We start from the raw sequence: 22,696 nt of genomic DNA, 5'->3' as shown, positions 1-22,696 counted from the left end.
CGCCGCCATCCCAGCGGGACGATGAGAGGCTCTCATGGAATCGACCGCACAATCAGGAACGGTGACCGAACGGATCCGGGTCGGAAAGGACGACTTCCGTTACACGGATCTCACCCGGGGCTGTAATCAGCGTTTCATCGGCCGGCCCGATTACGTATACATGGTCAACTGCACCGAGGAAACCGTGAGCGCCGTTCAGGCGGGCGTGGACGCGGGCGCGCGGATCGCGGTGCGCAGCGGCGGGCACTGCCAGGAGCAGTTGGTGGACAGCCCCGAGGTCGGGGCGCTGATCGACATGTCGGCGATGCGGGGGATCGGGTTCGACGCCGAGCGCCGGGCGTTCATGGTCGAACCCGGCGTGCAGTTGGGCGAGTTGTACCGGACGCTGTTCAAGCGGTGGGGGGTGACCGTACCGGGCGGCTCCTGTCCGTCGGTGGGCGTCGGCGGGCATGTGGTGGGCGGCGCGTACGGGCCGCTGTCGCGTCGGCTGGGCTATGTGGTCGACTACTTGTGCGCGGTGGAGGTGGTGGTGGTCGACGCCGACGGCACCGCCCGCGCGGTGGTCGCCAGCAACGCGCCGGATGACCCGAACCGCGATCTGTGGTGGGCGCACACCGGTGGTGGCGGCGGCAACTTCGGCGTGGTGACCCGCTACTGGCTGCGCTCCCCCGACGCCCTCGGTGACGACCCGCGCGAACTGCTCCCCCGCCCGCCGCACTCGGTGCACCTGCGGTACGTGGCATGGCCGTGGGCGACCCTGAGCGAGGCGGACTTCGTCCGGCTGATCAAGAACCACGTCGGCTGGTACGAGCGCAACAGCGGCCCCGGCTCACCGGGCCTGGCCCTGTACAGCGGCATGCTGCTGACGCACAAGTCGGCGGGCGGTGTGGTGGTGAACATCCAGATGGACGCCACCGAGCCCGGTGCCGAGCAGGTGCTCGCGGAGTACCTGGAAGCGCTGGCCGAGGGCATGGAGACGCCGCAGGTGATGCTCCAGGAGCACCACGCCATGCCCTGGTTCCGGGCGTCGCTGTGGAGCGTGCTGTACACCAGCGCCGGTCTGGAGACGCAGCGTTCGAAGATCAAGGCGGCCGACATGCGGACCTGCTACTCGGACGAGCAACTGTCCACCTGCTACCGCTGGCTGACCAGCGACGACTACGACAATCCCAGCGGCTCACTGATGCTCGTCGGCTGCGGCGGCAAGGCCAACACGGTGCCGCCGGACGCGACGGCGATCCCCCAGCGGTCCTCGATCCTGAAGCTGGTGTACTCCACGAGCTGGACGAACCCCGCCGACGACGACAAGCACCTGGCCTGGATCCGCGCGTGGTACGGCGAGGTGCACAAGGCGACCGGCGGGGTGCCGGTCCCGGACGACGTCATGGACGGTACGTACATCAACAACCCGGACACCGATCTGCTGGATCCCCGTTGGAACTCCTCCGGCGTGCCGTGGCACACGTTCTACTACAAGGACAACTACCCGCGCCTGCGCCGGATCAAGGCCCGGTGGGATCCGCGCGGCGTGTTCACCCACGCCCTGTCCATCGAGCCTGCCGACGTCTGATTCCGTAGGGCCCGGGGTCGCATACGACGTTGTGGAGGCGCCGCCCGTGATCGGGCGGCGCCTCCGTGCCGTCATCGCCGATGGGTCACGCGCTCACGCGGGCTTGACGACCTTCGAGAACAGTTCGGGACCACGCTTCTGGAGCCTGCGGTAGGAGGCACGGCCCAGGGACCAGGCCAGCAGGACACCGCTCAGCACACCGACCGGGACGGCCGCCCAGGTCAGGGCGGCACTGCCGGTGACGGCACCGACGATCAGCAAAGCCAGCGGCGGCGCGGTCGTCAGCGCCGTGACCAGCACCAGCAGGTTGATCTTCAACTGCCGTGCCGGAGTCGGGCCGCCGTTCGCGTCGAGCGGGAACATCGTCATCACCGACGCCCACACCACCAGCCCCGCCGCCCCACCGATCATCGCCGGCTCACCGCCCAGCACCCACGGCCACGCCCACGCCTGCCCGCTCACAGCAGTCAGCCCCAGCGTGAGCAGAAGCCCGATCGGCGCCACGATCAGCAGCCACGCATACTGCCGCCCCCGCACATCCACCCGCTCCACCCCCGGCGTCACCAGGACCAGCCACAACGCCGAACCCTCATCCCCATACAGGTTGGTGCACGTGGCACCGGCGATCACCGTGAACAGCAGACCCGCGAACGGCAGCATCACCATGCTGCCCGTGAACGCCGGAATCAGACACGCCAGCACCCCCACCACCAACGCGAGCAGAAACGACAAAGTACGCAGCATCGCCCGCGAGTAGAGCCGCAGCTCCTTGCCCACCACCCCGCCCAGCGGAGTACCCGGCAGAACCGGCTCACGCCCACCCGCATGGGAACCATGCACCCGCTTGGACGCCTTCGCCTTGCTGTGACCGCCCGGCGGCATGGTCAGCCGGCGCTGAAGCAACGCCGGCCACACGGCCACCTGGACGGCGCTGAGCGCCGCGAGTCCGCCCAAGGCCAGGGCGACCATGCCCCAGTGCGAAGTACGGGCCGAGTCCACAGCCACCGCACCCCACCCCGACGGCAGGATCCGCACCACCGCCGACAGAAGCGGCGCATCACCGCTCGTCAGCTTCGACGCCACCACCGGCACCAGCGACGACGCCAGCGACAACAACGTGATCACCATCGCGGCCAGCAGCGAACCGAAGTCCCGACCACGCCGCGAAGAGATGACCGGACCGAAGATCCCCACCGCGACCACCGACGAGACCACCGCAAGCACCAGCATCAGCAGCACCGCGACCACACCCACCAGCGCCGCCGCCACACCGAACTGCGCACCATAGGCGACCAGCCCGCCGAAAGCGATCGCACTGAACAACAGCGAACCGTCGACGAACGCGGCAGCCAGCGTCGCATACGCGAGCTTGCCCACCGGCACCGGAAGAAGCTTGAAATAGTCCAGCCGCAACGTGCTGTCATCACCCGTCAGCACCGGACCCGAAACCCAGCCGATCAACCAGCCCAGACTCAGAATGGCCAGCACGTCCGCCCCCGCGCCGGAATGCTCGTAATGCACGAACCCCGTCACCATCGTGCTGAACGCCAGAGCAGCCGCGAACACCGCCAGCCCCAGCATCCCCCACTTCAACCTGCCACGAACCTTCGAACGGGCGATCGCCCGCTTCATCTCGATCAGGACGCCAACCACGACAGCCCCTCCCCACCACCGGTGTGAGCCCCGACGATATGCACGAACGCCTCATCCAGAGACCGCCCGCCCCGCACCTCGTCCACCGAACCAGCCGCCTCCACCCTCCCCTTCGCGATCACCGCGACGTGATCACACAACCGCTCCACCACAGCCATCACATGACTCGAGAAGATCACCGAACCACCACCCGCCACGAACCGCTGCAGAATCGTACGGATCGTCGCCGCCGACACCGGATCCACCGCCTCGAACGGCTCGTCCAGAATCAACAGCCGAGGACCATGCAACAACGCCGTGGCCAGAGTGACCTTCTTCCGCATACCCGTCGAGTAGTCCACCACCATCGTCGACTCCGCCGAATCCAGCTCCAGCACCTCCAGCAACTCCTGGACACGCGCCGCGACCGTCTCACGCGACATACCACGCAACAACCCCAGATACGTCAGCACCTCACGCCCCGTCAACCGGTCCGGCAACGCCATACCGTCAGGAAGCACACCGATCAACGACTTCGCCGCGACCGGATCACTCCACACATCGTGACCGAAAATCCGCACCGTCCCACCATCAGGACGCAACAACCCGACAGCCATCGACAACGACGTCGTCTTCCCCGCACCGTTCGGACCCACCAAACCGAAGAACGAACCACGCGGAACCGTCAGATCAATGTGATCCACCGCAACATGATCACCGAACTGCTTGAAAAGACCGGTCAGTTGCATCGCGGACTGGGTGTCGACCACGGCGGCCGTGGCGAGGCTGGAGGAGTCGCGGCCTTCTCGGGAAGCTTGCGGCATGTATCTGTTTCTCCAGACGATGTCGTGGGGGGATTCGCGGGCCGCCGCAGTGGGGGCAGCGGACTGCGACGCGGCGTGGTCGACGGCGTGGACGAGTGCCGGGCGGCTGGCGCGAGTGCTTGCCGCCGGACATCGACACCTGAACACGGGATATCGCGATCACCTCACGGGTGAGGACGAGCGACCATCGGAGCGTCATCGCTCCCACTCGTACCACCGCCGTCCGCACTGGCGGAAGCCGCGCCCGGGCATCCTTGCCGAGTGCGCACGAATCCATTGCCTGCCCCTGGCAGACGACCGTCCCGGACCCCCTGAAAGGGGTCGCCGTGCGGGCCGGCTGGGGTCCGGTAGGGGTTGGGCGCGAGATCGGGACGCGCAGGGGTGAAATCGGGTTCGGCGGCGGGAAGAAGCGGTCGAGGGACGGGCGGTAGGGGGGTGGATAAGGGTGTGCCGGCGTCGTCGGCGTGCCTAGCGTGTTGGCGGGCTCGGGCGCTGTGGCATCCCGGGCCGTCCACGTCCGACCAGGGAGCACAGACGATGTCCGAACTCGGATCCTGGCGGGTGACGGAAGACGATCGGCGCGCCGGCCGGCCGGTCGTCCTCGCGGTGGACTTCACCGCCACCGGCCGCCCGGAGGCGGCGTTCGCCGCACTGGCCCGTGGCCTGGGGACCGGACACGCCGTCTGGGAGAGCCTGGCCCCGCCACCGGGCGAGGAGTCCGGGATGTCGGCCGAGGACTATCTTCTGCGCTGGACCGGCGAGTTGCGCGCCCAGGACGTCTCCGTCTCGCACGTCTTCGGCTACTGCGCGTCGTCGGTCTTCGCCCTGGCGCTGGCCGAGCGGGTCGGCGGCTGGCAACGTACGCCGTCCGTCGTGCTGTTCGACCCGACGGCCATCAACGGCGAGACGGTGCTGCGCTACGGGTTCCGGCCGGTGATCGACGCGCTCTCCGGGGTGCTGGGCGCCGACGGCGTGGCCGACGCGTACCGGGAGGGCGAGCAGGCGGTGGCGGCCGAATCCGAACTGGCCGCCCTCACCGAGGAGTTCATACGCATCTACCGGCGGTTCGGCGCCGCCGCCTTCGAACGGCTGGGCCTGAAGGCCGACCGGGTGGAGGAGTTGGTCGGCTGGTTCCGCAGCTACCTGCACTACGTCGTGGCGGCGGGCCGGATGCCGGTCACCACGGGCCTGCCCGACGTGAGCGTGGTCCGCTCCTGCGACCTGCCCGGCAACCTGGACGTCCGCCCCGACCGCGAGCTGCGCTTCGAGGTCGACCACGCCGAACTCCTCGGCCACCCCGACGTCGCCAAGGCGGTCGCGGACCTTCTCCGCTGACCCGCCAGTCGGCTCCCCACCTCCCCACCTCCCCACCTCCCCACCTCACCACCTCACCGACTCACCAACACCGGTCTCCGACCGATCCGTGTAGGCCAGGAGTGCTCATGTCGACACCATTCTCGGAACTCGACCCGTCGGCGGCGATCGAGATCCGGGGCCGCGCGGTCCGGATCGACGAGGCGCGGCGACTCATCGAGGCCCACCCGCAGGTGGCCGCGGCACGGCTGGAGGTGCGCCGCTCCCCGTCCGGGGTCAGCGCGGCGGACCGGCTGGTCGCCCACGTCGTCCCGGACGGTCCGCTGGCCGACAGGCGCACGCCGGAAGCCGAGGTCAAGCGGGTTCGCGACTGGAAGGCGATCTACGAGTGGGTGTACGGCGAGATGCCGGAGGCCGGCGGCCTGGGCGACGACTTCGTCGGCTGGCACAGCAGCTACGACGGCAAGCCGATCGAGCGGGAGCAGATGCGTGAGTGGCGGGACGCGACCGTGCGTCGCGTCCTGTCGCTGCGCCCGCGCCGGGTCCTGGAGATCGGCGTCGGCACCGGACTGCTGATGGCCAACATCGCGCCGCACGTGGAGAGTTACACGGCCACCGACTTCTCCCCCACCGCGATCGACAGACTCAGGAACAAACTGGCCGAGGTCGAGTGGGGGGACCGGGTCGAACTGCTGGTGGGCCGGGCCGACGAGCTGTCCGGCCTGCCGACGTCCCACTACGACGTGGTGGTCTGCAACTCGGTCGTGCAGTACTTCCCCAACGCCGGCTACCTCGCCGACATGGTGACCGCCGCCCTCGGCATGGCCCGCCCTGGCGGCGCCGTCTTCATCGGGGACGTGCGCAACCTGCGTACGCTGCCGGCGTTCCGCACCGCGGTGCTGGCACCCGAGCTGCCGGCCGATCCGGTGCAGGCGCGGGCCGCGGTGGAGCTGAGCACGTACACCGAACGTGAACTGGCCGTCGATCCGGACCTGTTCGCGGCCGTACTGGACAGTTTCCCGGGCGGCGGCACGCTCGACCTCCGGATCAAGCGGGCCGTCCACCACAACGAACTGAGCCGCCACCGCTACGACGCGGTGCTCCACCGCGCGCCGCTCACCGGTGAGCCGGCGGTCGGCGCCGACACGGTCGAGCTGGCCTGGGGCGATCACGTGGCGGACCTCTCGGCGCTGGAGACCGCGCTGGCCGCCGAGCCCGGCCGCCCGGTCCGGGTGACCGGGGTGCCGAACGTCCGGCTGAGGCACGAGACCGAGGCGGCCCGGCTGCTGGAGGCGCTGGCCGGTCGGGAGCGGATCGCCGCCGAACTGGCCCGGAAGCCGGCGGCGCTGGACGCCCCTGATCCCGAGGCCCCCGATCCGGAGGAGTTCCACGCGCTGGCCGACCGCCTGGGCCGTATCGCGGTGCTGACGTGGGCGGCGAGCGGCGCCCCGGACCTCCTCGACGTCCTGCTGCTGCCCGGCGGCCCTGACGGTCCGGTGGGTCCGGTGGCCGCCTACCGCCCCGCCGGGCCGCTGACCGGCGACCTGTCGCGGTACGCCAACGACCCGAGCCGGTCAGTGGCCGCCACCGCGTTCGTGACCGCGCTCCGCTCGGACCTCGCGGCCACGATGCCGCCCGAGTCACTCCCGGACGCTTTCATCGCCCAACTGGACTCCGGGGAGTAGTCACGCGACGCGGCAGAGCCCGTCCGGTACGTGCGTACCGGACGGGCTCTGCCGCGTCGTGGAGCTCCTGTACGTACACCATCGAGCCTGCCGACGTCTGATTCCGTAGGGCCCGGGGTCGCATACGACGTTGTGGAGGCGCCGCCCGTGATCGGGCGGCGCCTCCGTGCCGTCATCGCCGATGGGTCACGCGCTCACGCGGGCTTGACGACCTTCGAGAACAGTTCGGGACCACGCTTCTGGAGCCTGCGGTAGGAGGCACGGCCCAGGGACCAGGCCAGCAGGACACCGCTCAGCACACCGACCGGGACGGCCGCCCAGGTCAGGGCGGCACTGCCGGTGACGGCACCGACGATCAGCAAAGCCAGCGGCGGCGCGGTCGTCAGCGCCGTGACCAGCACCAGCAGGTTGATCTTCAACTGCCGTGCCGGAGTCGGGCCGCCGTTCGCGTCGAGCGGGAACATCGTCATCACCGACGCCCACACCACCAGCCCCGCCGCCCCACCGATCATCGCCGGCTCACCGCCCAGCACCCACGGCCACGCCCACGCCTGCCCGCTCACAGCAGTCAGCCCCAGCGTGAGCAGAAGCCCGATCGGCGCCACGATCAGCAGCCACGCATACTGCCGCCCCCGCACATCCACCCGCTCCACCCCCGGCGTCACCAGGACCAGCCACAACGCCGAACCCTCATCCCCATACAGGTTGGTGCACGTGGCACCGGCGATCACCGTGAACAGCAGACCCGCGAACGGCAGCATCACCATGCTGCCCGTGAACGCCGGAATCAGACACGCCAGCACCCCCACCACCAACGCGAGCAGAAACGACAAAGTACGCAGCATCGCCCGCGAGTAGAGCCGCAGCTCCTTGCCCACCACCCCGCCCAGCGGAGTACCCGGCAGAACCGGCTCACGCCCACCCGCATGGGAACCATGCACCCGCTTGGACGCCTTGGCCTTGCTGTGACCGCCCGGGGGCATGGTCAGCCGGCGCTGGAGCAACGCCGGCCAGACCGCCACCTGGACGGCGCTGAGCGCCGCGAGTCCGCCCAAGGCCAGGGCGACCATGCCCCAGTGCGAAGTACGGGCCGAGTCCACGGCCACCGCACCCCACCCCGACGGCAGGATCCGCACCACCGCCGACAGAAGCGGTGCGTCACCGCTCGTCAGCTTCGACGCCACCACCGGCACCAGCGACGACGCCAGCGACAACAACGTGATCACCATCGCGGCCAGCAGCGAGCCGAAGTCCCGACCACGCCGCGAAGAGATGACCGGACCGAAGATCCCCACCGCGACCACCGACGAGACCACCGCAAGCACCAGCATCAGCAGCACCGCGACCACACCCACCAGCGCCGCCGCCACACCGAACTGCGCACCATAGGCGACCAGCCCGCCGAAAGCGATCGCACTGAACAACAGCGAACCGTCGACGAACGCGGCAGCCAGCGTCGCATACGCGAGCTTGCCCACCGGCACCGGAAGAAGCTTGAAATAGTCCAGCCGCAACGTGCTGTCATCACCCGTCAGCACCGGACCCGAAACCCAGCCGATCAACCAGCCCAGACTCAGAATGGCCAGCACGTCCGCCCCCGCGCCGGAATGCTCGTAATGCACGAACCCCGTCACCATCGTGCTGAACGCCAGAGCAGCCGCGAACACCGCCAGCCCCAGCATCCCCCACTTCAACCTGCCACGAACCTTCGAACGGGCGATCGCCCGCTTCATCTCGATCAGGACGCCAACCACGACAGCCCCTCCCCACCACCGGTGTGAGCCCCGACGATATGCACGAACGCCTCATCCAGAGACCGCCCGCCCCGCACCTCGTCCACCGAACCAGCCGCCTCCACCCTCCCCTTCGCGATCACCGCGACGTGATCACACAACCGCTCCACCACAGCCATCACATGACTCGAGAAGATCACCGAACCACCACCCGCCACGAACCGCTGCAGAATCGTCCGGATCGTCGCCGCCGACACCGGATCCACCGCCTCGAACGGCTCGTCCAGAATCAACAGCCGCGGACCATGCAACAACGCCGTGGCCAGAGTGATCTTCTTCCGCATACCCGTCGAGTAGTCCACCACCATCGTCGACTCCGCCGAATCCAGCTCCAGCACCTCCAGCAACTCCTGGACACGCGCCGCGACCGTCTCACGCGACATACCACGCAACAACCCCAGATACGTCAGCACCTCACGCCCCGTCAACCGGTCCGGCAACGCCATACCGTCAGGAAGCACACCGATCAACGACTTCGCCGCGACCGGATCACTCCACACATCGTGACCGAAAATCCGCACCGTCCCACCATCAGGACGCAACAACCCGACAGCCATCGACAACGACGTCGTCTTCCCCGCACCGTTCGGACCCACCAAACCGAAGAACGAACCACGCGGAACCGTCAGATCAATGTGATCCACCGCAACATGATCACCGAACTGCTTGAAAAGACCGGTCAGTTGCATCGCGGGCTGGTCGTCGTCCATGGCGCCAGGTTGGTCGTCGGAGGAGTTCCGGACCCCTGGTGAGGCATGTCGCATGGGTTGTCTCCAGACTTTCTCGTGGGGGAGGGGCACCGCCCGTCGGAGGGGCGGGCGGCAGCGCACGTGGCGCACGGCGGAGCGAGGGCACCAGCGTGGGCCGGTGTCGGACAGCGGGGGCGGCAAGGGCCCGTCGGGCGTCGACACCGGGACACGATATATCGCGTCCGTCCGTCGTGCGACCACACTCTGCCTCTATTCGCGAAGAGCTCGCGATCGGGGTGGCGTCGCAGGCCAACTGGGGTTCGATAGGGGTACGGAGCCGTGCGGGGCGGTGCGTAGGGTGGGGGGAGAGCCCGGCCCGACCCGCGTGGCTGCGCCTGCCGTCCAGCCTCAAGGCGGCGAACCCGATGATCGGTATGTCGCTGCCGGCGGGCGCCAGACACCCACGACAGTCGCGATATGTCTCCCGGCGCCGGCCTGGTGCCGCGCGACGCGTTCCGCCCGGTCCTCGACGTCGAGGACCGGGCGGAATCGTCGGCGTGACGGGTCGACGGCGAACGCTGTGCCGCGCGGCCGGACGACGGCCGCGCGGCACAGCGCCGGGAAGGGGTCGGGGTCGGTCATGCCAGGAGGTCGGTGACCGCCTTGGCCACCTCCGCGCTGCGCAGCAGGTCCGCGTGGTCCACGTCGAACCGGATCTCCTGCTTGGTCGCCGTGATCGTGGCCTCGAAGGCCGACGAGCAGATCACGGTGGCCTGGCCGCTGTCGAAGCGGCCCGCGAAGTCACCGGAGGCGATCAGGAAGGAGACGTAGGCCGCGAACCACGTGACCAGTTCCTCCCGCATCGGCGCCTTCAGACCGCTGCGCGTGAAGGCGATGTCCCCGGTGCGCCGGTAGATGTCCACGATCACGGGCCGGAAGTCCTCCAGGTCCTCGTGGGTGCGCACAGCGTCCAGGCCCGCCCGCTGGGCCTGCATCAGCTCCTCCTGCGACAGCGAGCCGGACATCCCGTCCAGCACCTTGAAGAAGGCGAAGTTCAGGATGGTCCAGGGGGTGACCGGGCTGGGGTCGAACAGCATCAGCTTCGGCGGCTGCCCCTGCCGCGCCCCGATCCCCTCGGAGATGGCGCCCGCCAGGTTGCCGCTGCCGCAGTAGCCCAGCACCGCGCTGACGTGACGGCCGCTCGCCTCCACCGCGTCCAGCCAGCGCTTCAGGTACTGGTCGGCGGTCATCCCGACCTCCTCGCCGACCGGCGGCGCGAGCGTCTCCCAGATGGCGTGCCCACCGCCCACCAGCGGCGCCAGCTCCCGGAAGCCGGCCTCGTGGCGGCCGTTGACGGCGTAGTCGACGGCCAGCACGAGACCGACACCGTCGCTGTTGCCGTCGCTGTTGCCGTCCTTCAACACGTCCCAGATCAGGGATGCGTCATTCATGGTTCTCTCCGTAAGTTGCGTGGCTCGGCTGGGGGGTGGCCGGTCAGCGGACCGCGACCGGCAGGTGTTCCAGGCCGCGTACCGAGGACGACCTGCGGCGGCTGACCGGACCCGCCTGGCGCAGCTCCGGCAGCCGCTCGGCCAGCACTCGCAGAGCCGTGTCGGCGGCGGTACGGGCCAGGGCGGCGCCCAGGCAGAAGTGGACGCCTGCCGAGAACGTCAGCGGCTCGGCCGGGTCCTCCCGCAGCATGTCGAAGCGCTGGGGCTCCGGGTAGACCTGGGGGTCGCGGTTGGCGCCCCCGGTCATGATGACGACCGTGTCGTCGGCCGCGATCCGCTGTCCGGCCAGGACGACGTCCTCGCGTGCCACCCGGCTGATGAGGTGGTTCGGCGGGTCGTAGCGCAGTGTCTCCTCCACCGCCCGGGGCGTCAGCTCCGGGTCGGCGCGCAGCAGGTCCCACTGCTCGCGGTTCTCCAGCAGCGCCAGCACGGCGTTGCCGATCAGGTGGGAGGTGGACTCGGTGCCCGCGATGGACAGCAGCCCGCACACCCCGACCACCTCCTCCATCGTGAGGCCGTCGTCCTGCTGCGCCCGCAGCAGCCCGCTGACCACGTCGGGCCCCGGTTGCCGCGCCCGGATCTCGACCAGCTCCCACAGCAGCGCCTGGAGGTCGGCGACGGCCTCCTCCAGCTCCTGGTACTGCTCCGGCGAGGAGTAGCCCTCGAAGACCCGGCCGGTACGCGCGCTGCACAGGGTGAACCGCTCCCGGAAATCGCCCTGCACGCCGAACACGTCGCAGACCAGCTCGCTCATCAGGGGCCGCGCGTAGTCCGTCACCACATCGAACTCGCCGGTCTCACCGGCCCGTTCGAGGGCCGCGTCCAGCAGGTCGTGGCACTTCCGCGCGATCCTCGGCCGGTCGGCGTTGAAGCGCCGGGCGCCGAAGTACGGCGTCACCAGGCGGCGCAGCCGGGTGTGGTCCGGCGGGTCGAGCTTGAGGAACGAGTCGTCCACCGAGGTGAACTGCGCGATGGTCCGCTCGCCCCGTGTGTCACGGGTGCCGAACCGGGTGTCGCGCAGAATGCCGCGCGCCACCTGGTAGTCGGGCGTCACCCACGGTCCGACCTTGCTGCGGTGGATCGGCCCCAGTTCACGTGCCTTCTCGAAGAAGCGGTACGGGTTGACCTGGCGCAGCAGTATTTGGGCGTAGGGATCACCGAGCATGCTCATCCGCCAGATGAAAACGGCGAGTTCCGCCTGCTCTTGTTCCTGATCCGCCGAGATCGCCATCAAGTCTCCTTCGCCCAGGCGGATTCGCCGGTGCGCGGTTCACGGTTGGTCGGAGGCCACGGAAAGTGCCTACGCGTTCGGCCGGCCGGAGGCCGCCGAGAGGACGGGCCGTCACGGCACCGGATGGAGGACGGTCGTCCCCGCCGGGAAACCTAACCGCGCGCCGAGCGACGGGTGAACCCCTAGTCAGCCCCCTAGGCCCACCGCTGCTGCCGGTGCCGTCCGCACATCCGCCCGGCGGGCCCCGGCGCGGCGCCGGGCCGGTGGAAGGATCCGGGAGGGGACCCGCGCTCCACGATCCAACGGCTGCAGGAGGTCATTGATGAAAGTCGTGCTCGACCAGGACAGATGTGTCGGCTCCGGTCAGTGCGCGCTGTTCGCGCCCGATGTCTTCGAGCAGCGTCTGGAGGACGGGATCGCCGAAGTGCTCCAGGACAGGCCCGGGCCCGCGCTGGAGGAGGACGTGGACACGGCCATCGAGCGCTGCCCGTCGCAGGCCATCGAGCGCACGGACGGCTGACCGTCCAGCCGGACGTCGGATACCAGATATCGGACGTCGAACGCCGGCTGGGCGTCACGGAGTTCTGTGGGCCTGCCCCTGCTGACGGGGGCAGGCCCACAGCCTTGTCACTCGGCCGGACAGCCTTGTCACTCGGCCGGATCGAAGGCCAGCCGGACCAGGCTCGCGACGTCCATGGCGTCGATGGCGTCGTCCTCGACGGCCCCGACGGCGTCGGGGATCCCGGCGGGCTCGGGGGCGGCGCCGTCCAGCAGCGCCCTTAGCGCCGCCTCGACACCGGCCGCGCCCGCTTCGAGGCGGTCCACGGGAATCGCCTCCAGCAGCTGCCGCAGCCGCGCCCCGGCCGCGCTCTCGGCGGGGACGAGCTGGGCGACCAGATGACGGGCGAGCACCTGCGGGGTCGGGTGGTCGAAGATCAGCGTCGCCGGCAGCTTCAGCCCGGTGCTGCGGGACAGCCGACCACGGATGTCGACGGCCATCATCGAGTCGAAGCCCAGCTCGCGGAAGGCCCGGCCGGCCGGTACGTCGTCCGGTGAATCGAGCCCGAGCACGGTGGCGGCCTGGCCACGGACCAACTGCGCCAAGGCCAGCTCGCGTTCGCCCGGCGGCATCGCACCCAGCCGCCCGGCCCAGTCCGAACCCGCCCCCGCCGCACGGCCCTCAGCACCGGCACCAGCCCCGGAACCGGCATCCGCACCGGCCCGCTCCTCGGCGAGCAGCCGCTGGACGTCGTCGATGTCCTCGATCAGCGGTCGCCGCCGCGCGGAGGCGAAGGCGGCATGGAACAGCTCCCAGTCGACGGCCGCGACGGAGAGCGTCGTCTCGCCCGCCGCGACGGACCGAAGCATCGCGGTCACCGCCCACTCCGGCGCCATGGGCCGCAGCCCCCGCCGCACCATCTCGTCCGACGGCCGCCCCTGGGCCATGCCCTCGCCCTCCCACAGACCCCAGGCGATCGAGGTGACCGGCAGGCCCCGGCGTCGCCGGTTCTCTGCGAAGGCGTCCAGGAAGGCGTTGGCCGAACCGTACGCGCCCAGCCCGTTGCTGCCCCACACCGCCGCGTTGGAGGAAAACAGCACGAACGCCTCCAACCGGTCGCCGAGCAGCTCCTCCAGGTTCAGCGTGCCGATCCCCTTGGCCCGGTGGGCGGCGGCCAGATGGGAGGGTTCCGTACGGTCCAGCGGTACGGTGTCGGCGATCCCGGCGGCGTGGAAGACCGCCGTGACGGGCTCACCTCCCTTCTCCTCCACCCTGGCGACCAGTTCGGCCAGCGCCTCCCGGTCGGCCGCGTCGCAGGCGGCGATGGTGACCTCGGCGCCCAGCGCGACCAGTTCCGCGCGCAACTCGTCCGCCCCCGGGGCGTCAGGGCCGCGCCTGCTGGTCAGCACGAGGTGCCGGGCGCCCTCCCGGGCCAGCCTGGCGGCGAGCTGGCCGCCCAGCCCACCGGTGCCACCGGTGATCAGCACGGTGCCGTGCGGTCGCCATCCGGCACCGCCCGCCCGGGGCTCCGGGGCCCGCAGAAGCCGCCGGACCAGCAGCCCGTCCGGCCGCAGCGCCACCTGGTCCTCCGCCCCCAGCCCGCCGGCCAGTACGCCGCCCAGCCGGAGCGCGGCGGCATCGTCCAGGGCCGTCGGCAGGTCGATCAGGCCGCCCCAGCGGTCCGGGTACTCCAGCCCGTAGACCCGGCCGAGGGCCCACACCTGCGCCTGGCCCGGATCGCTCGGCCGCTCGGCCGCGTCAACCGTCGCCTCGACCGCGCCCGACGTGGCCAACCACAGCGGAGCCTCGACCTGTTCGGCGATCAGCGCCTTTGCGAGAGCCAGGCTCCCGCTCAGCCCGCGCGGCACACCGTCCGCCCCCGCCGGTTCGCTGTCCAGCGCCAGCAGCGACAGGACACCCGCCACCGGCCCGGCCTCGCGCAGAATCCGTACGTACGCGGCGGGCGGCGCGTCGGTCGCCTCCGCGCCGCCCCGCACCACCTCGGCGCCGCGATCGGCCAGCGCGGCGGCGCACTCGGCGGCCAGCCGTCCGGCGGCCACTCCAGGGGGCGCGACAACGAGCCACGTACCGCTCAACGCCCCGGGGCCGTCGAGCCGGGCCGGCAGCCAGTCGACCCGGTAACGCCACGACCCGATCGCGGCGGCTTCGTCCTGGCGTCCACGCCACGCCGAAAGCGCCGGCAACACCTCGCTCAGCGGCCGGTCGCCGTCCACCCCCAGCGTGTCGGCCACAGCGTCCAGGTCACCGCTCTCGACCACGGACCAGAAGACCTCGTCCATGGCGGTCCCGCCCGCCGACCCCGCCGACTGCGCAGAGGCCGAAGCGGGCGACAGCCAGTAGCGCTGCCGCTGGAAGGCGTACGTCGGCAGGTCGACGTGCCCCGCCCCTGCGGGCAGTACGGTCCGCCAGTCGACGTCGGCGCCGTGCACGAAGGCCTCCGCCACCGAGGTCAGCAACCGTTCCGCTCCGCCCTGGTCCCGGCGCAGGGTGCCCAGCGCGACAGCGCCACCGTCCCCGCCCGGCGTCTCGTCCAACGTGTCCTGGACAGCCGCCGTCAGCACGGGGTGCGGACTGACCTCCACGAACAGGCCGTGCCCGGCGGCGGACAGTTCGGCGACCGCGTCGGCCAGGCGAACGCGGTGACGCAGGTTGCCATACCAGTAACTACCGTCCAGCTCACCGGGCTTGACCCACTCACCCGTGTACGTCGACAGCATCGGCACAGCAGGAGCCTGCGAGACGACACCCTGCAACGACTCCGTGATCTCCGACTCCAGCGCCTCCACCATCACCGAATGCGAGGCATAGTCCACCGCGACCCGCCGCGCCTCCACCCCGGCCTCCACACACCCGGCCAGGAACACATCCAGCGCCGCAACCTCACCCGACACCACCACCGACCCCGGCCCGTTCACCGCCGCGACCCCCACACCCTCCACCAACAGCCCGGCAACCCGCTCGGCGGAAGCGAAGACGGACACCATCCCCCCAGTACCCGCAAGCCGCGTGATCGCACGGGACCGAACCGCCACCACCCGCGCCGCATCCTCCAACGACAACGCACCCGCCACACACGCCGCCGCAATCTCACCCTGCGAATGACCCACCACCGCAACCGGCACCACACCCACCGACCGCCACACCGCAGCCAACGACACCATCACAGCCCACAACACCGGCTGCACCACATCCACTTGCGCCAACTCAGCTCCGTCACCGGCGAGCACACCGGTCAACGACCACTCGACCCACGGCGACAACGCCGCCTCACACTCCGCGACCGACGCCGCGAACACCGGTGACACGGCCAGCAGTTCACGCCCCATCCCCACCCACTGCGCCCCCTGACCCGGGAACACGAACACCACACCGGAGCCCACAACCGACCCCGCGACAACCCCCGACGTCTCCGCACCGGACGCCAATGCCTCAGCCCTAGAGGTCAGTTCGGCCAAATTCCGGCCCACCACCACCGCACGGTCGGCGAACGTGGCCCGACCAGTCACCAACCTGTAAGCCATTCCCTGGAGTTCCGCCTCGCCGACACCACCCGCGTACTCCGCCAGCCGCTCCGCCTGTGCCGCCAACGCCCCGGCGCCCCGCCCCGACACCACCCATGGCACGACCCCGTCCAGCGCCAGCGCCAGCACCGCCAACTCCGCAGCCCCAGCCCTCTCAACCACCTCCGCCTGCTCCAGAATCACGTGCGCATTGGTCCCACTGATCCCGAACGACGACACACCAGCCCGCCGAACCCGACCCGCGTCCGGCCACACCACCGCCTCCCGCACCACCTCCACCCCACCCGACGACCAATCCACGAACGACGACGGCTCATCCACATGCAACGACGCCGGCAACACACCATGCCGCATCGCCGACACCATCTTCATCACACCCGCGACGCCCGAAGCGGCCTGCGTGTGACCGATGTTGGACTTCACCGACCCCAGCCACAACGGCCGACCGCCCTCACGCCCCTGCCCGTACGTCGCCAACAGCGCCTCCGCCTCGATCGGGTCGCCGAGCTTCGTACCCGTACCGTGCGCCTCGACCGCGTCCACGTCTGAGGAGGTGAGGCCGGCCGCTGCCAGGGCGGCCCGGATGACGCGCTCCTGGGCGGGGCCGCTGGGGGCGGAGAGTCCGTTGGAGGCGCCGTCCTGGTTGATGGCGGAGGCGCGGACGACCGCGAGCACGCGGTGGCCGAGGCGCTGGGCGTCCGACAGCCGTTCCACGAGGAGCATGCCGACGCCCTCGGCCATGCCCATGCCGTCAGCGGCGGCGGCGAACGCCTTGCAGCGGCCGTCCACCGCCAGACCGCCCTGGCGGCTGAAGCCGATGAGCGAGCGCGGGGTGTACATCACCGCGACGCCCCCGGCGAGCGCCATGTCGCACTCACCCCGTCGCAACGACTGCGCGGCCATGTGCAGGGCGACGAGCGACGACGAGCACGCCGTGTCCAGCGTGATGGCGGGGCCCTCGAGGCCCAGGGTGTAGGCGACGCGCCCGGAGGCGACGCTCGGTACCGTGCCGGTGAGCAGGTGGCCCTCGCCGCCGTCCGGGAGATCCTGCGCCCCGGTGCCGTAGTCCTGGTAGTTGATGCCGACGAACACCCCGGTGGAACTGCCCCGCATCCGGGTCGGGTCGATGTCCGCCCGTTCGAACGCCTCCCAGGAGGTCTCCAGCAGCAGCCGCTGCTGCGGATCCATCGTCAGCGCCTCGCGCGGCGAGATCCCGAAGAAGACCGGATCGAAGTCGGCGACATCGTGCAGGAAGCCGCCCTCCCGCGTGTAGCAGGTGCCCTCGCGGCTCGGGTCGGGGTCGTACATCCCAGCCAGGTCCCAGCCCCGGTTGGTGGGCAGGCCCGACACGGCGTCGCCGCCGGCGGCGACCAGGTCCCACAGGTCCTCCGGCGAGCGCACCCCGCCGGGGTAGCGGCAGGCCATGCCGACGATGGCGATCGGCTCGTCCTCCCGGTCCGTCGGCCCCGGCCGTACGACGGCCGCCGCAGCGGAACTCCGTCGGTTCTTCAGGTCCCCCAGGCCCCCGAGGACCTGCTCGGCCAGGTGACGGGCCAGGGCCAGCGGGGTCGGGTGGTTGAACACGAGCGCGGCGGGCAGCCGCAGTCCGGTGGCGGCGGCCAGCCGGTTGCGCAGGTCGACCGAGGTGAGCGAGTCGACGCCCAGCTCACGGAACGGGCGGTCGGTGCGTATCCCGTCCCGTGTCCCGTCTCGTGACCCTTCGCGTGTCCCGTCGCTCTGTGCCTGGTGGCCCAGCACCTCGGCGGTGTGGCGCAGGACGAGTTCCAGCAGGACCGCGTGCTGTTCGGCCTCGGTCCGGTCGGCCAGCCGCCCGCGCAGCGCCGACAGCGCCTCGGGGGCCGGGGCGGCGTGCGGCGCACCGCCCGGCGCCGCCGCTTCCGGCGGGCTCAGCAGCGACCGTACGTCGGGAACGCCCGCGAGCAGCGGACGGGGGCGCGCGGAGGTGAAGGCGGTGGTGAAGCGCTCCCAGTCGACTTCGGCGACCGCGATGTGGGTCTCGTCGTGCTCCAGCGCCTGCCGCAGGGCCGTGAAGGCGAGCCGGGGCGCGATGGTCGGCAGACCGTGCCGCTCGGGCTCGCCCTCGAACCCCTCGGGTACGCAGCCGTCCCAGACGCCCCACGCCACCGACAGCGCGGTGCGCCCACGGGCCCGGCGGCGCTGCGCGAGCGCGTCGATGTGCGCGTTCCCGGCCGCGTACGTCCCGTGGTCGCCGCTGCCCCACACGCCCGCGATCGAGGAGAACAGGACGAACGCGTCGAGGCTGTCGTCGTCGAAGAGCTCGTCCAGGTGGTCGGCTCCGGCCGCCTTGGCGGCCAGGGTCGCGGACAGCTCGTCCAGGCCGACGTCGTCGAGGGCGCCCAACTGGATGAGCGCGGCGGCGTGGACGACAGCCGTGATCCGGTGCCCTTCCGCGGTCGTGCGCTGGATCAGCGCGGCCAGCGCGGCACGGTCGGCGACATCGCAGGCGGCCAGGGTGACCGTCGTGCCGGTGGCGGCGATGTCCCGGCGCAGGACGTCGAGTTCGGGGGTGTCGGCCGGCCGGCGGCTGGTGAGCACCAGGTGTTCGGCGCCTTCCGCCGCCAGCCAGAGCGCGAGGTGCCGCCCGACCGCGCCGGTGGCTCCGGTCACCAGGACGGTGCCACGCGGCCGCCAGCTCCGTACCGGCGGCCGGTCCCCGAGGGGCGCCCGTTCCAGACGGCGTACGAACAGGCCCGAAGCTCGGATGGCGAGCTGGTCCTCGATGCCCTCGGCACCGGGTACGCCACCCCGTACACCGGCCAGCGCCGCGTGGAGGCGGCGGACGGCCCGCTCGTCCAGCGTCTCCGGCAGATCCACCAACCCGCCCCACCGGTCGGGGTGTTCGAGCGCGGCCACCCGGCCCAGGCCCCAGACCTCGGCCTGCGTGACGCTCGCCGGCGCATCGGCCGCGTTCAGCGACACCGCGCCCCGGGTCACGCACCACAGGGGCGCCCGCAGGCCGGCGTCACCGAGCGCCTGGAGCAGGACGAGCGTCGCGGCGAGCCCGCCGGACACGTGCGGCAGCCTCGCGTCCGGGCCTTCGGCCGGGGTCTCGTCCAGGGCCAGCAGGGACAGTACGCCCGCGATGGGTCCGGTGTCGGTACCGGTGCTGGTGTCGGCCACGGAATCACGGACCAGGGCGGCCAGTTCCGCTCGGTCCAGGGCCACCGTGCGCTTGGGTACGAGTCGTACCACCGGGACGATCGTGGCCAGCGCCTCCGCCGTACGGTGCGCCGGCGTGCCCGGGCCGCTGTCCGGCGGCAGCACCAGAAGCCAGGTGCCGTCGGGCCGGTCCCGATCGGCGGCCACGGGCTGCCAGGTGACGCGGTAGCGCCAGGAGTCGACGACCGCCTCGTCCCGGCGGCGCCCACGCCACGCGGATAGCGCGGGCAGCACCTCGCTCAGCGGCTGATCGCCGTCCACGCCCAGGGCCTCGGTCAACGCTCCCAGATCCGCCTGGTCGACGGCCTCCCAGAACGCCCCGCCGGTCGCCTCGGCAGGCTCGGTGGTCCGGGTGCTCCGGGTGCTCCGGGTGCTCCGGGCGTCACCGCTGTCCAGCCAGTAGCGCTCGCGCTGGAACGGGTACGTCGGCAGGTCGACGTCCGCCGCCTTGACCGCCGCCTCGACGGGCAGCAGGACGGTCCAGTCGACGTCGGCGCCGTGCACGAAGGCCTCCGCCACCGAGGTCAGCAACCGTTCCGCTCCGCCCTGGTCGCGGCGCAGGGTGCCCAGCGCGACAACGTTCCCGTCCCCGCCCGGCGTCTCGTCCAACGTGTCCTGGACGGCCGCCGTCAGCACGGGGTGCGGACTGACCTCCACGAACAGGCCGTGCCCGGCAGCGGAGAGTTCAGCGACCGCGTCGGCCAGGCGAACGCGGTGACGCAGGTTCCCGTACCAGTAACCACCGTCCAGCTCACCCGACTTGACCCACTCACCCGAGTACGTCGACAGCATCGGCACAGCAGGAGCCTGCGAGACGACACCCTTCAACGACTCCGTGATCTCCGACTCCAGCGCCTCCACCATCACCGAATGCGAGGCATAGTCCACGGCCACCCGCCGCGCCTCCACCCCGGCCTCCGCACACCCGGCCAGGAACACATCCAGCGCCGCAACCTCACCCGACACCACCACCGACCCCGGCCCGTTCACCGCCGCGACCCCCACACCCTCCACCAACAGCCCGGCAACCCGCTCGGACGAGGCGAAGACGGACACCATCCCACCAGTACCCGCAAGCCGCGTGATCGCACGCGACCGCACCGCCACCACCCGCGCCGCATCCTCCAACGACAACGCACCCGCCACACACGCCGCCGCAATCTCACCCTGCGAATGACCCACCACCGCAACCGGCACCACACCCACCGACCGCCACACCGCAGCCAACGACACCATCACAGCCCACAACACCGGCTGCACCACATCCACTTGCGCCAACTCACCACCATCACCAGCAAGCACACCAGTCAACGACCACTCGACCCACGGCGACAGCGCCGCCTCACACTCCGCGACCGACGCCGCGAACACCGGCGACACGGCCAGCAGTTCACGCCCCATCCCCACCCACTGCGCCCCCTGCCCCGGGAACACGAACACCACACCGCCCGACCGGGCCACCCCGCTGACCGTGCCGGACGCTGTTTCGCCTCGCGCCACCGCGTCCAGGCCCGCGGTCAGTTCAGCCGTGTCACGCCCCCAGACCACCGCACGGTCCGCCTGCGTCGCTCGGCCGCCGACAAGCGCACCGGCGACACCGACCACATCAGTCCCCGAGGTCCCCGCGAGCCGGTCCGCCACGGCCCGCAGCGCCGCTGCGCCGCGCCCGGAGACCACCCACGGCGTGATCCCGCCCAGCGCCACCACCGGCTCAGCAACCGGCGCCGCCGACTCCACTCCAGCCTCAACGGCCTCAACCGCCTCCGCCTCCGCCTGTTCCAGGATCACGTGCGCATTGGTCCCGCTGATCCCGAACGACGACACACCCGCCCGCCGAACCCGACCCGCGTCCGGCCACGCCACCGCCTCCCGCACCACCTCCACCGCACCCGACGACCAGTCGACCAAGGACGACGGCTCATCCACATGCAGCGACGCCGGCAGCACACCGTGCCGCAGGGCCATGACCATCTTGATGACACCGGCCACACCAGCAGCCGCCTGCGTATGCCCGATGTTGGACTTCACCGACCCCAGCAGCAACGGCCGTTCGGGCTCACGGCCCTGCCCGTACGTCGCCAGCAGGGCCCGGGCCTCGATCGGGTCGCCGAGCTTCGTTCCCGTGCCGTGCGCCTCGACCACGTCCACATCGCCCGCGGCCAGGCCCGCGCCCGCGAGCGCGGCCCGTACCAGCCGCTCCTGCGCGGGGCCGCTCGGCGCGGTCAGCCCGTTCGACGCGCCGTCCTGGTTCACGACCGAGCCCCGCACCACCGCGAGCACCCGGTGGCCCAGCCGCCGGGCGTCCGACAGCCGCTCGACCACGAGCATCCCCACGCCCTCCGCGGGCCCGAAGCCGTCGGCGCCGGCCGCGAACGCCTTGCACCGTCCGTCGGGCGCCAAGCCCTGCTGGCGGCCGAGGTCGACAAAGGTGCCGGGCTGCGACATCACGGTGACGCCGCCGGTCAGAGCCATGGTGCACTCACCCCGCCGCAGTGCCTGGACGGCCAGGTGCAAGGCCACCAGCGAGGACGAGCACGCGGTGTCCACCGTCAGCGCCGGGCCTTCGAGGCCGAGGGTGAAGGCGAGCCGTCCGGAGGCGACGCTCGACGCGTTGCCGGTGGTCAGGTATCCCTCGTAGGCGCCGGGGGCTCGGTGCGAGGGCGGGCCGTAGTCGGAGGCGAGCGCTCCGACGTAGACGCCGACCCGCTCGCCTCGTAGCCGGTCCGGAGCGATCGCGGCCCGTTCGAGCGCCTCCCAGGACGTCTCCAGCAGCAGCCGCTGCTGCGGGTCCATCGCCATCGCCTCGCGCGGCGAGATCCCGAAGAACTCGGCGTCGAAATCCCCGGCGTCGTAGAGGAATCCGCCGTTGCGCAGGTAGCTCGTACCGGAACGGTCCGGGTCGGAGGAGAAGAGGGCGTCCATGTCCCAGCCCCGGTCGGCCGGGAACGCGGAGATCGCGTCGCCGCCCGCCGTGACGAACTCCCACAGCTCCTCGGGTGAGCCGATGCCACCGGGGAACCGGCATGCCATGCCGACGACGGCGACGGGCTCGTGCTCGGTCTCCTCAAGCTCCCGTACCCGCCGACGTGCCAGCCGCAGATCCGCCGTGGCGCGCTTCAGGTAGTCGCGTAGCTTCTGCTCGGCGGTCACTTCGGTGGTCACTGGAGTCAGCTCCTCTTTCACGTCTCGCGGAAAGCAGTCAAAG

Annotated in this window: 11 protein-coding genes; 4 read left to right on the top strand and 7 right to left on the bottom strand. The window is 71.1% G+C overall.

All coding sequences use genetic code 11. The features are described from left to right. Positions 1-34 precede the first annotated feature (34 nt). The gene (locus tag OG352_RS33275; RefSeq protein ID WP_329222044.1) at positions 35-1,570 is read left to right on the top strand and encodes an FAD-binding oxidoreductase; all 1,536 of its coding nucleotides are present in this window, start codon (positions 35-37) and stop codon (positions 1,568-1,570) included. Positions 1,571-1,663: 93 nt separating this feature from the next. Here OG352_RS33275 and OG352_RS33270 read toward each other — a convergent pair whose 3' ends face one another. Both OG352_RS33270 and OG352_RS33265 read right to left on the bottom strand, forming a co-directional pair. After that, positions 1,664-3,223 carry a hypothetical protein gene (locus tag OG352_RS33270; RefSeq protein WP_329222040.1) on the bottom strand — a complete coding sequence of 520 codons (1,560 nt, stop codon included), beginning with the start codon at positions 3,221-3,223 and terminating at the stop codon, positions 1,664-1,666. Beyond that, a complete protein-coding gene (locus OG352_RS33265) occupies positions 3,208-4,026 on the bottom strand; it encodes an ABC transporter ATP-binding protein (protein WP_329222043.1) in 819 nt (272 codons plus the stop codon). The genes OG352_RS33270 and OG352_RS33265 overlap by 16 nt, the downstream gene beginning before the upstream one ends. A gap of 537 nt (positions 4,027-4,563) precedes the next feature. Between OG352_RS33265 and OG352_RS33260 the strand changes: the two genes are divergently transcribed. After that, the gene (locus OG352_RS33260) at positions 4,564-5,361 is read left to right on the top strand and encodes a hypothetical protein (protein ID WP_329222042.1); all 798 of its coding nucleotides are present in this window, start codon (positions 4,564-4,566) and stop codon (positions 5,359-5,361) included. Positions 5,362-5,468: 107 nt separating this feature from the next. After that, entirely contained in the window at positions 5,469-7,025 is a 1,557-nt protein-coding gene (locus tag OG352_RS33255; protein WP_329222041.1) for a methyltransferase, read from the top strand. A 194-nt stretch (positions 7,026-7,219) separates the two neighbouring features. On the opposite strand, the gene OG352_RS33250 is transcribed toward OG352_RS33255, so the two are convergent. The 4 genes from OG352_RS33250 to OG352_RS33235 form a co-directional block, all read right to left on the bottom strand. Further along, positions 7,220-8,779, bottom strand: a complete 1,560-nt coding sequence (locus OG352_RS33250; RefSeq protein WP_329222040.1) for a hypothetical protein — start codon at positions 8,777-8,779, stop codon at positions 7,220-7,222. Next, positions 8,764-9,528, bottom strand: a complete 765-nt coding sequence (locus OG352_RS33245; protein WP_329222038.1) for an ABC transporter ATP-binding protein — start codon at positions 9,526-9,528, stop codon at positions 8,764-8,766. Before OG352_RS33245 ends, OG352_RS33250 begins: the two co-directional genes overlap by 16 nt. 617 nt (positions 9,529-10,145) lie before the next feature. Beyond that, positions 10,146-10,958 (bottom strand): hypothetical protein, encoded by an 813-nt coding sequence (locus OG352_RS33240; RefSeq protein WP_329222037.1) that lies wholly within the window; start codon positions 10,956-10,958, stop codon positions 10,146-10,148. Positions 10,959-11,001: 43 nt separating this feature from the next. Continuing rightward, positions 11,002-12,249, bottom strand: a complete 1,248-nt coding sequence (locus tag OG352_RS33235) for a cytochrome P450 (protein ID WP_329222036.1) — start codon at positions 12,247-12,249, stop codon at positions 11,002-11,004. Positions 12,250-12,571: 322 nt separating this feature from the next. Here OG352_RS33235 and OG352_RS33230 point away from each other — a divergent pair, with 322 nt between their 5' ends. Further along, positions 12,572-12,769, top strand: a complete 198-nt coding sequence (locus OG352_RS33230) for a ferredoxin (RefSeq protein ID WP_329222034.1) — start codon at positions 12,572-12,574, stop codon at positions 12,767-12,769. A 128-nt stretch (positions 12,770-12,897) separates the two neighbouring features. Here the strand turns inward: OG352_RS33230 and OG352_RS33225 are convergent, their stop codons facing one another. Further along, positions 12,898-22,653 carry a type I polyketide synthase gene (locus OG352_RS33225; protein ID WP_329222033.1) on the bottom strand — a complete coding sequence of 3,252 codons (9,756 nt, stop codon included), beginning with the start codon at positions 22,651-22,653 and terminating at the stop codon, positions 12,898-12,900. Positions 22,654-22,696 lie beyond the last annotated feature (43 nt).

The organism is Streptomyces sp. NBC_01485 (assembly GCF_036227125.1).
Taxonomy (GTDB): domain Bacteria; phylum Actinomycetota; class Actinomycetes; order Streptomycetales; family Streptomycetaceae; genus Streptomyces.
Note: the sequence above shows the minus strand (reverse complement) of the source record. Positions and strands in the feature narration are given on the sequence as shown.

Coding starts and splice junctions, on each gene's coding strand:
- OG352_RS33275 (WP_329222044.1), top strand. CDS start 35: ATGGAATCGACCGCACAATCAGGAACGGTGACCGAACGGATCCGGGTC.
- OG352_RS33265 (WP_329222043.1), bottom strand. CDS start 4,026: ATGCCGCAAGCTTCCCGAGAAGGCCGCGACTCCTCCAGCCTCGCCACG.
- OG352_RS33260 (WP_329222042.1), top strand. CDS start 4,564: ATGTCCGAACTCGGATCCTGGCGGGTGACGGAAGACGATCGGCGCGCC.
- OG352_RS33255 (WP_329222041.1), top strand. CDS start 5,469: ATGTCGACACCATTCTCGGAACTCGACCCGTCGGCGGCGATCGAGATC.
- OG352_RS33245 (WP_329222038.1), bottom strand. CDS start 9,528: ATGGACGACGACCAGCCCGCGATGCAACTGACCGGTCTTTTCAAGCAG.
- OG352_RS33240 (WP_329222037.1), bottom strand. CDS start 10,958: ATGAATGACGCATCCCTGATCTGGGACGTGTTGAAGGACGGCAACAGC.
- OG352_RS33235 (WP_329222036.1), bottom strand. CDS start 12,249: ATGGCGATCTCGGCGGATCAGGAACAAGAGCAGGCGGAACTCGCCGTT.
- OG352_RS33230 (WP_329222034.1), top strand. CDS start 12,572: ATGAAAGTCGTGCTCGACCAGGACAGATGTGTCGGCTCCGGTCAGTGC.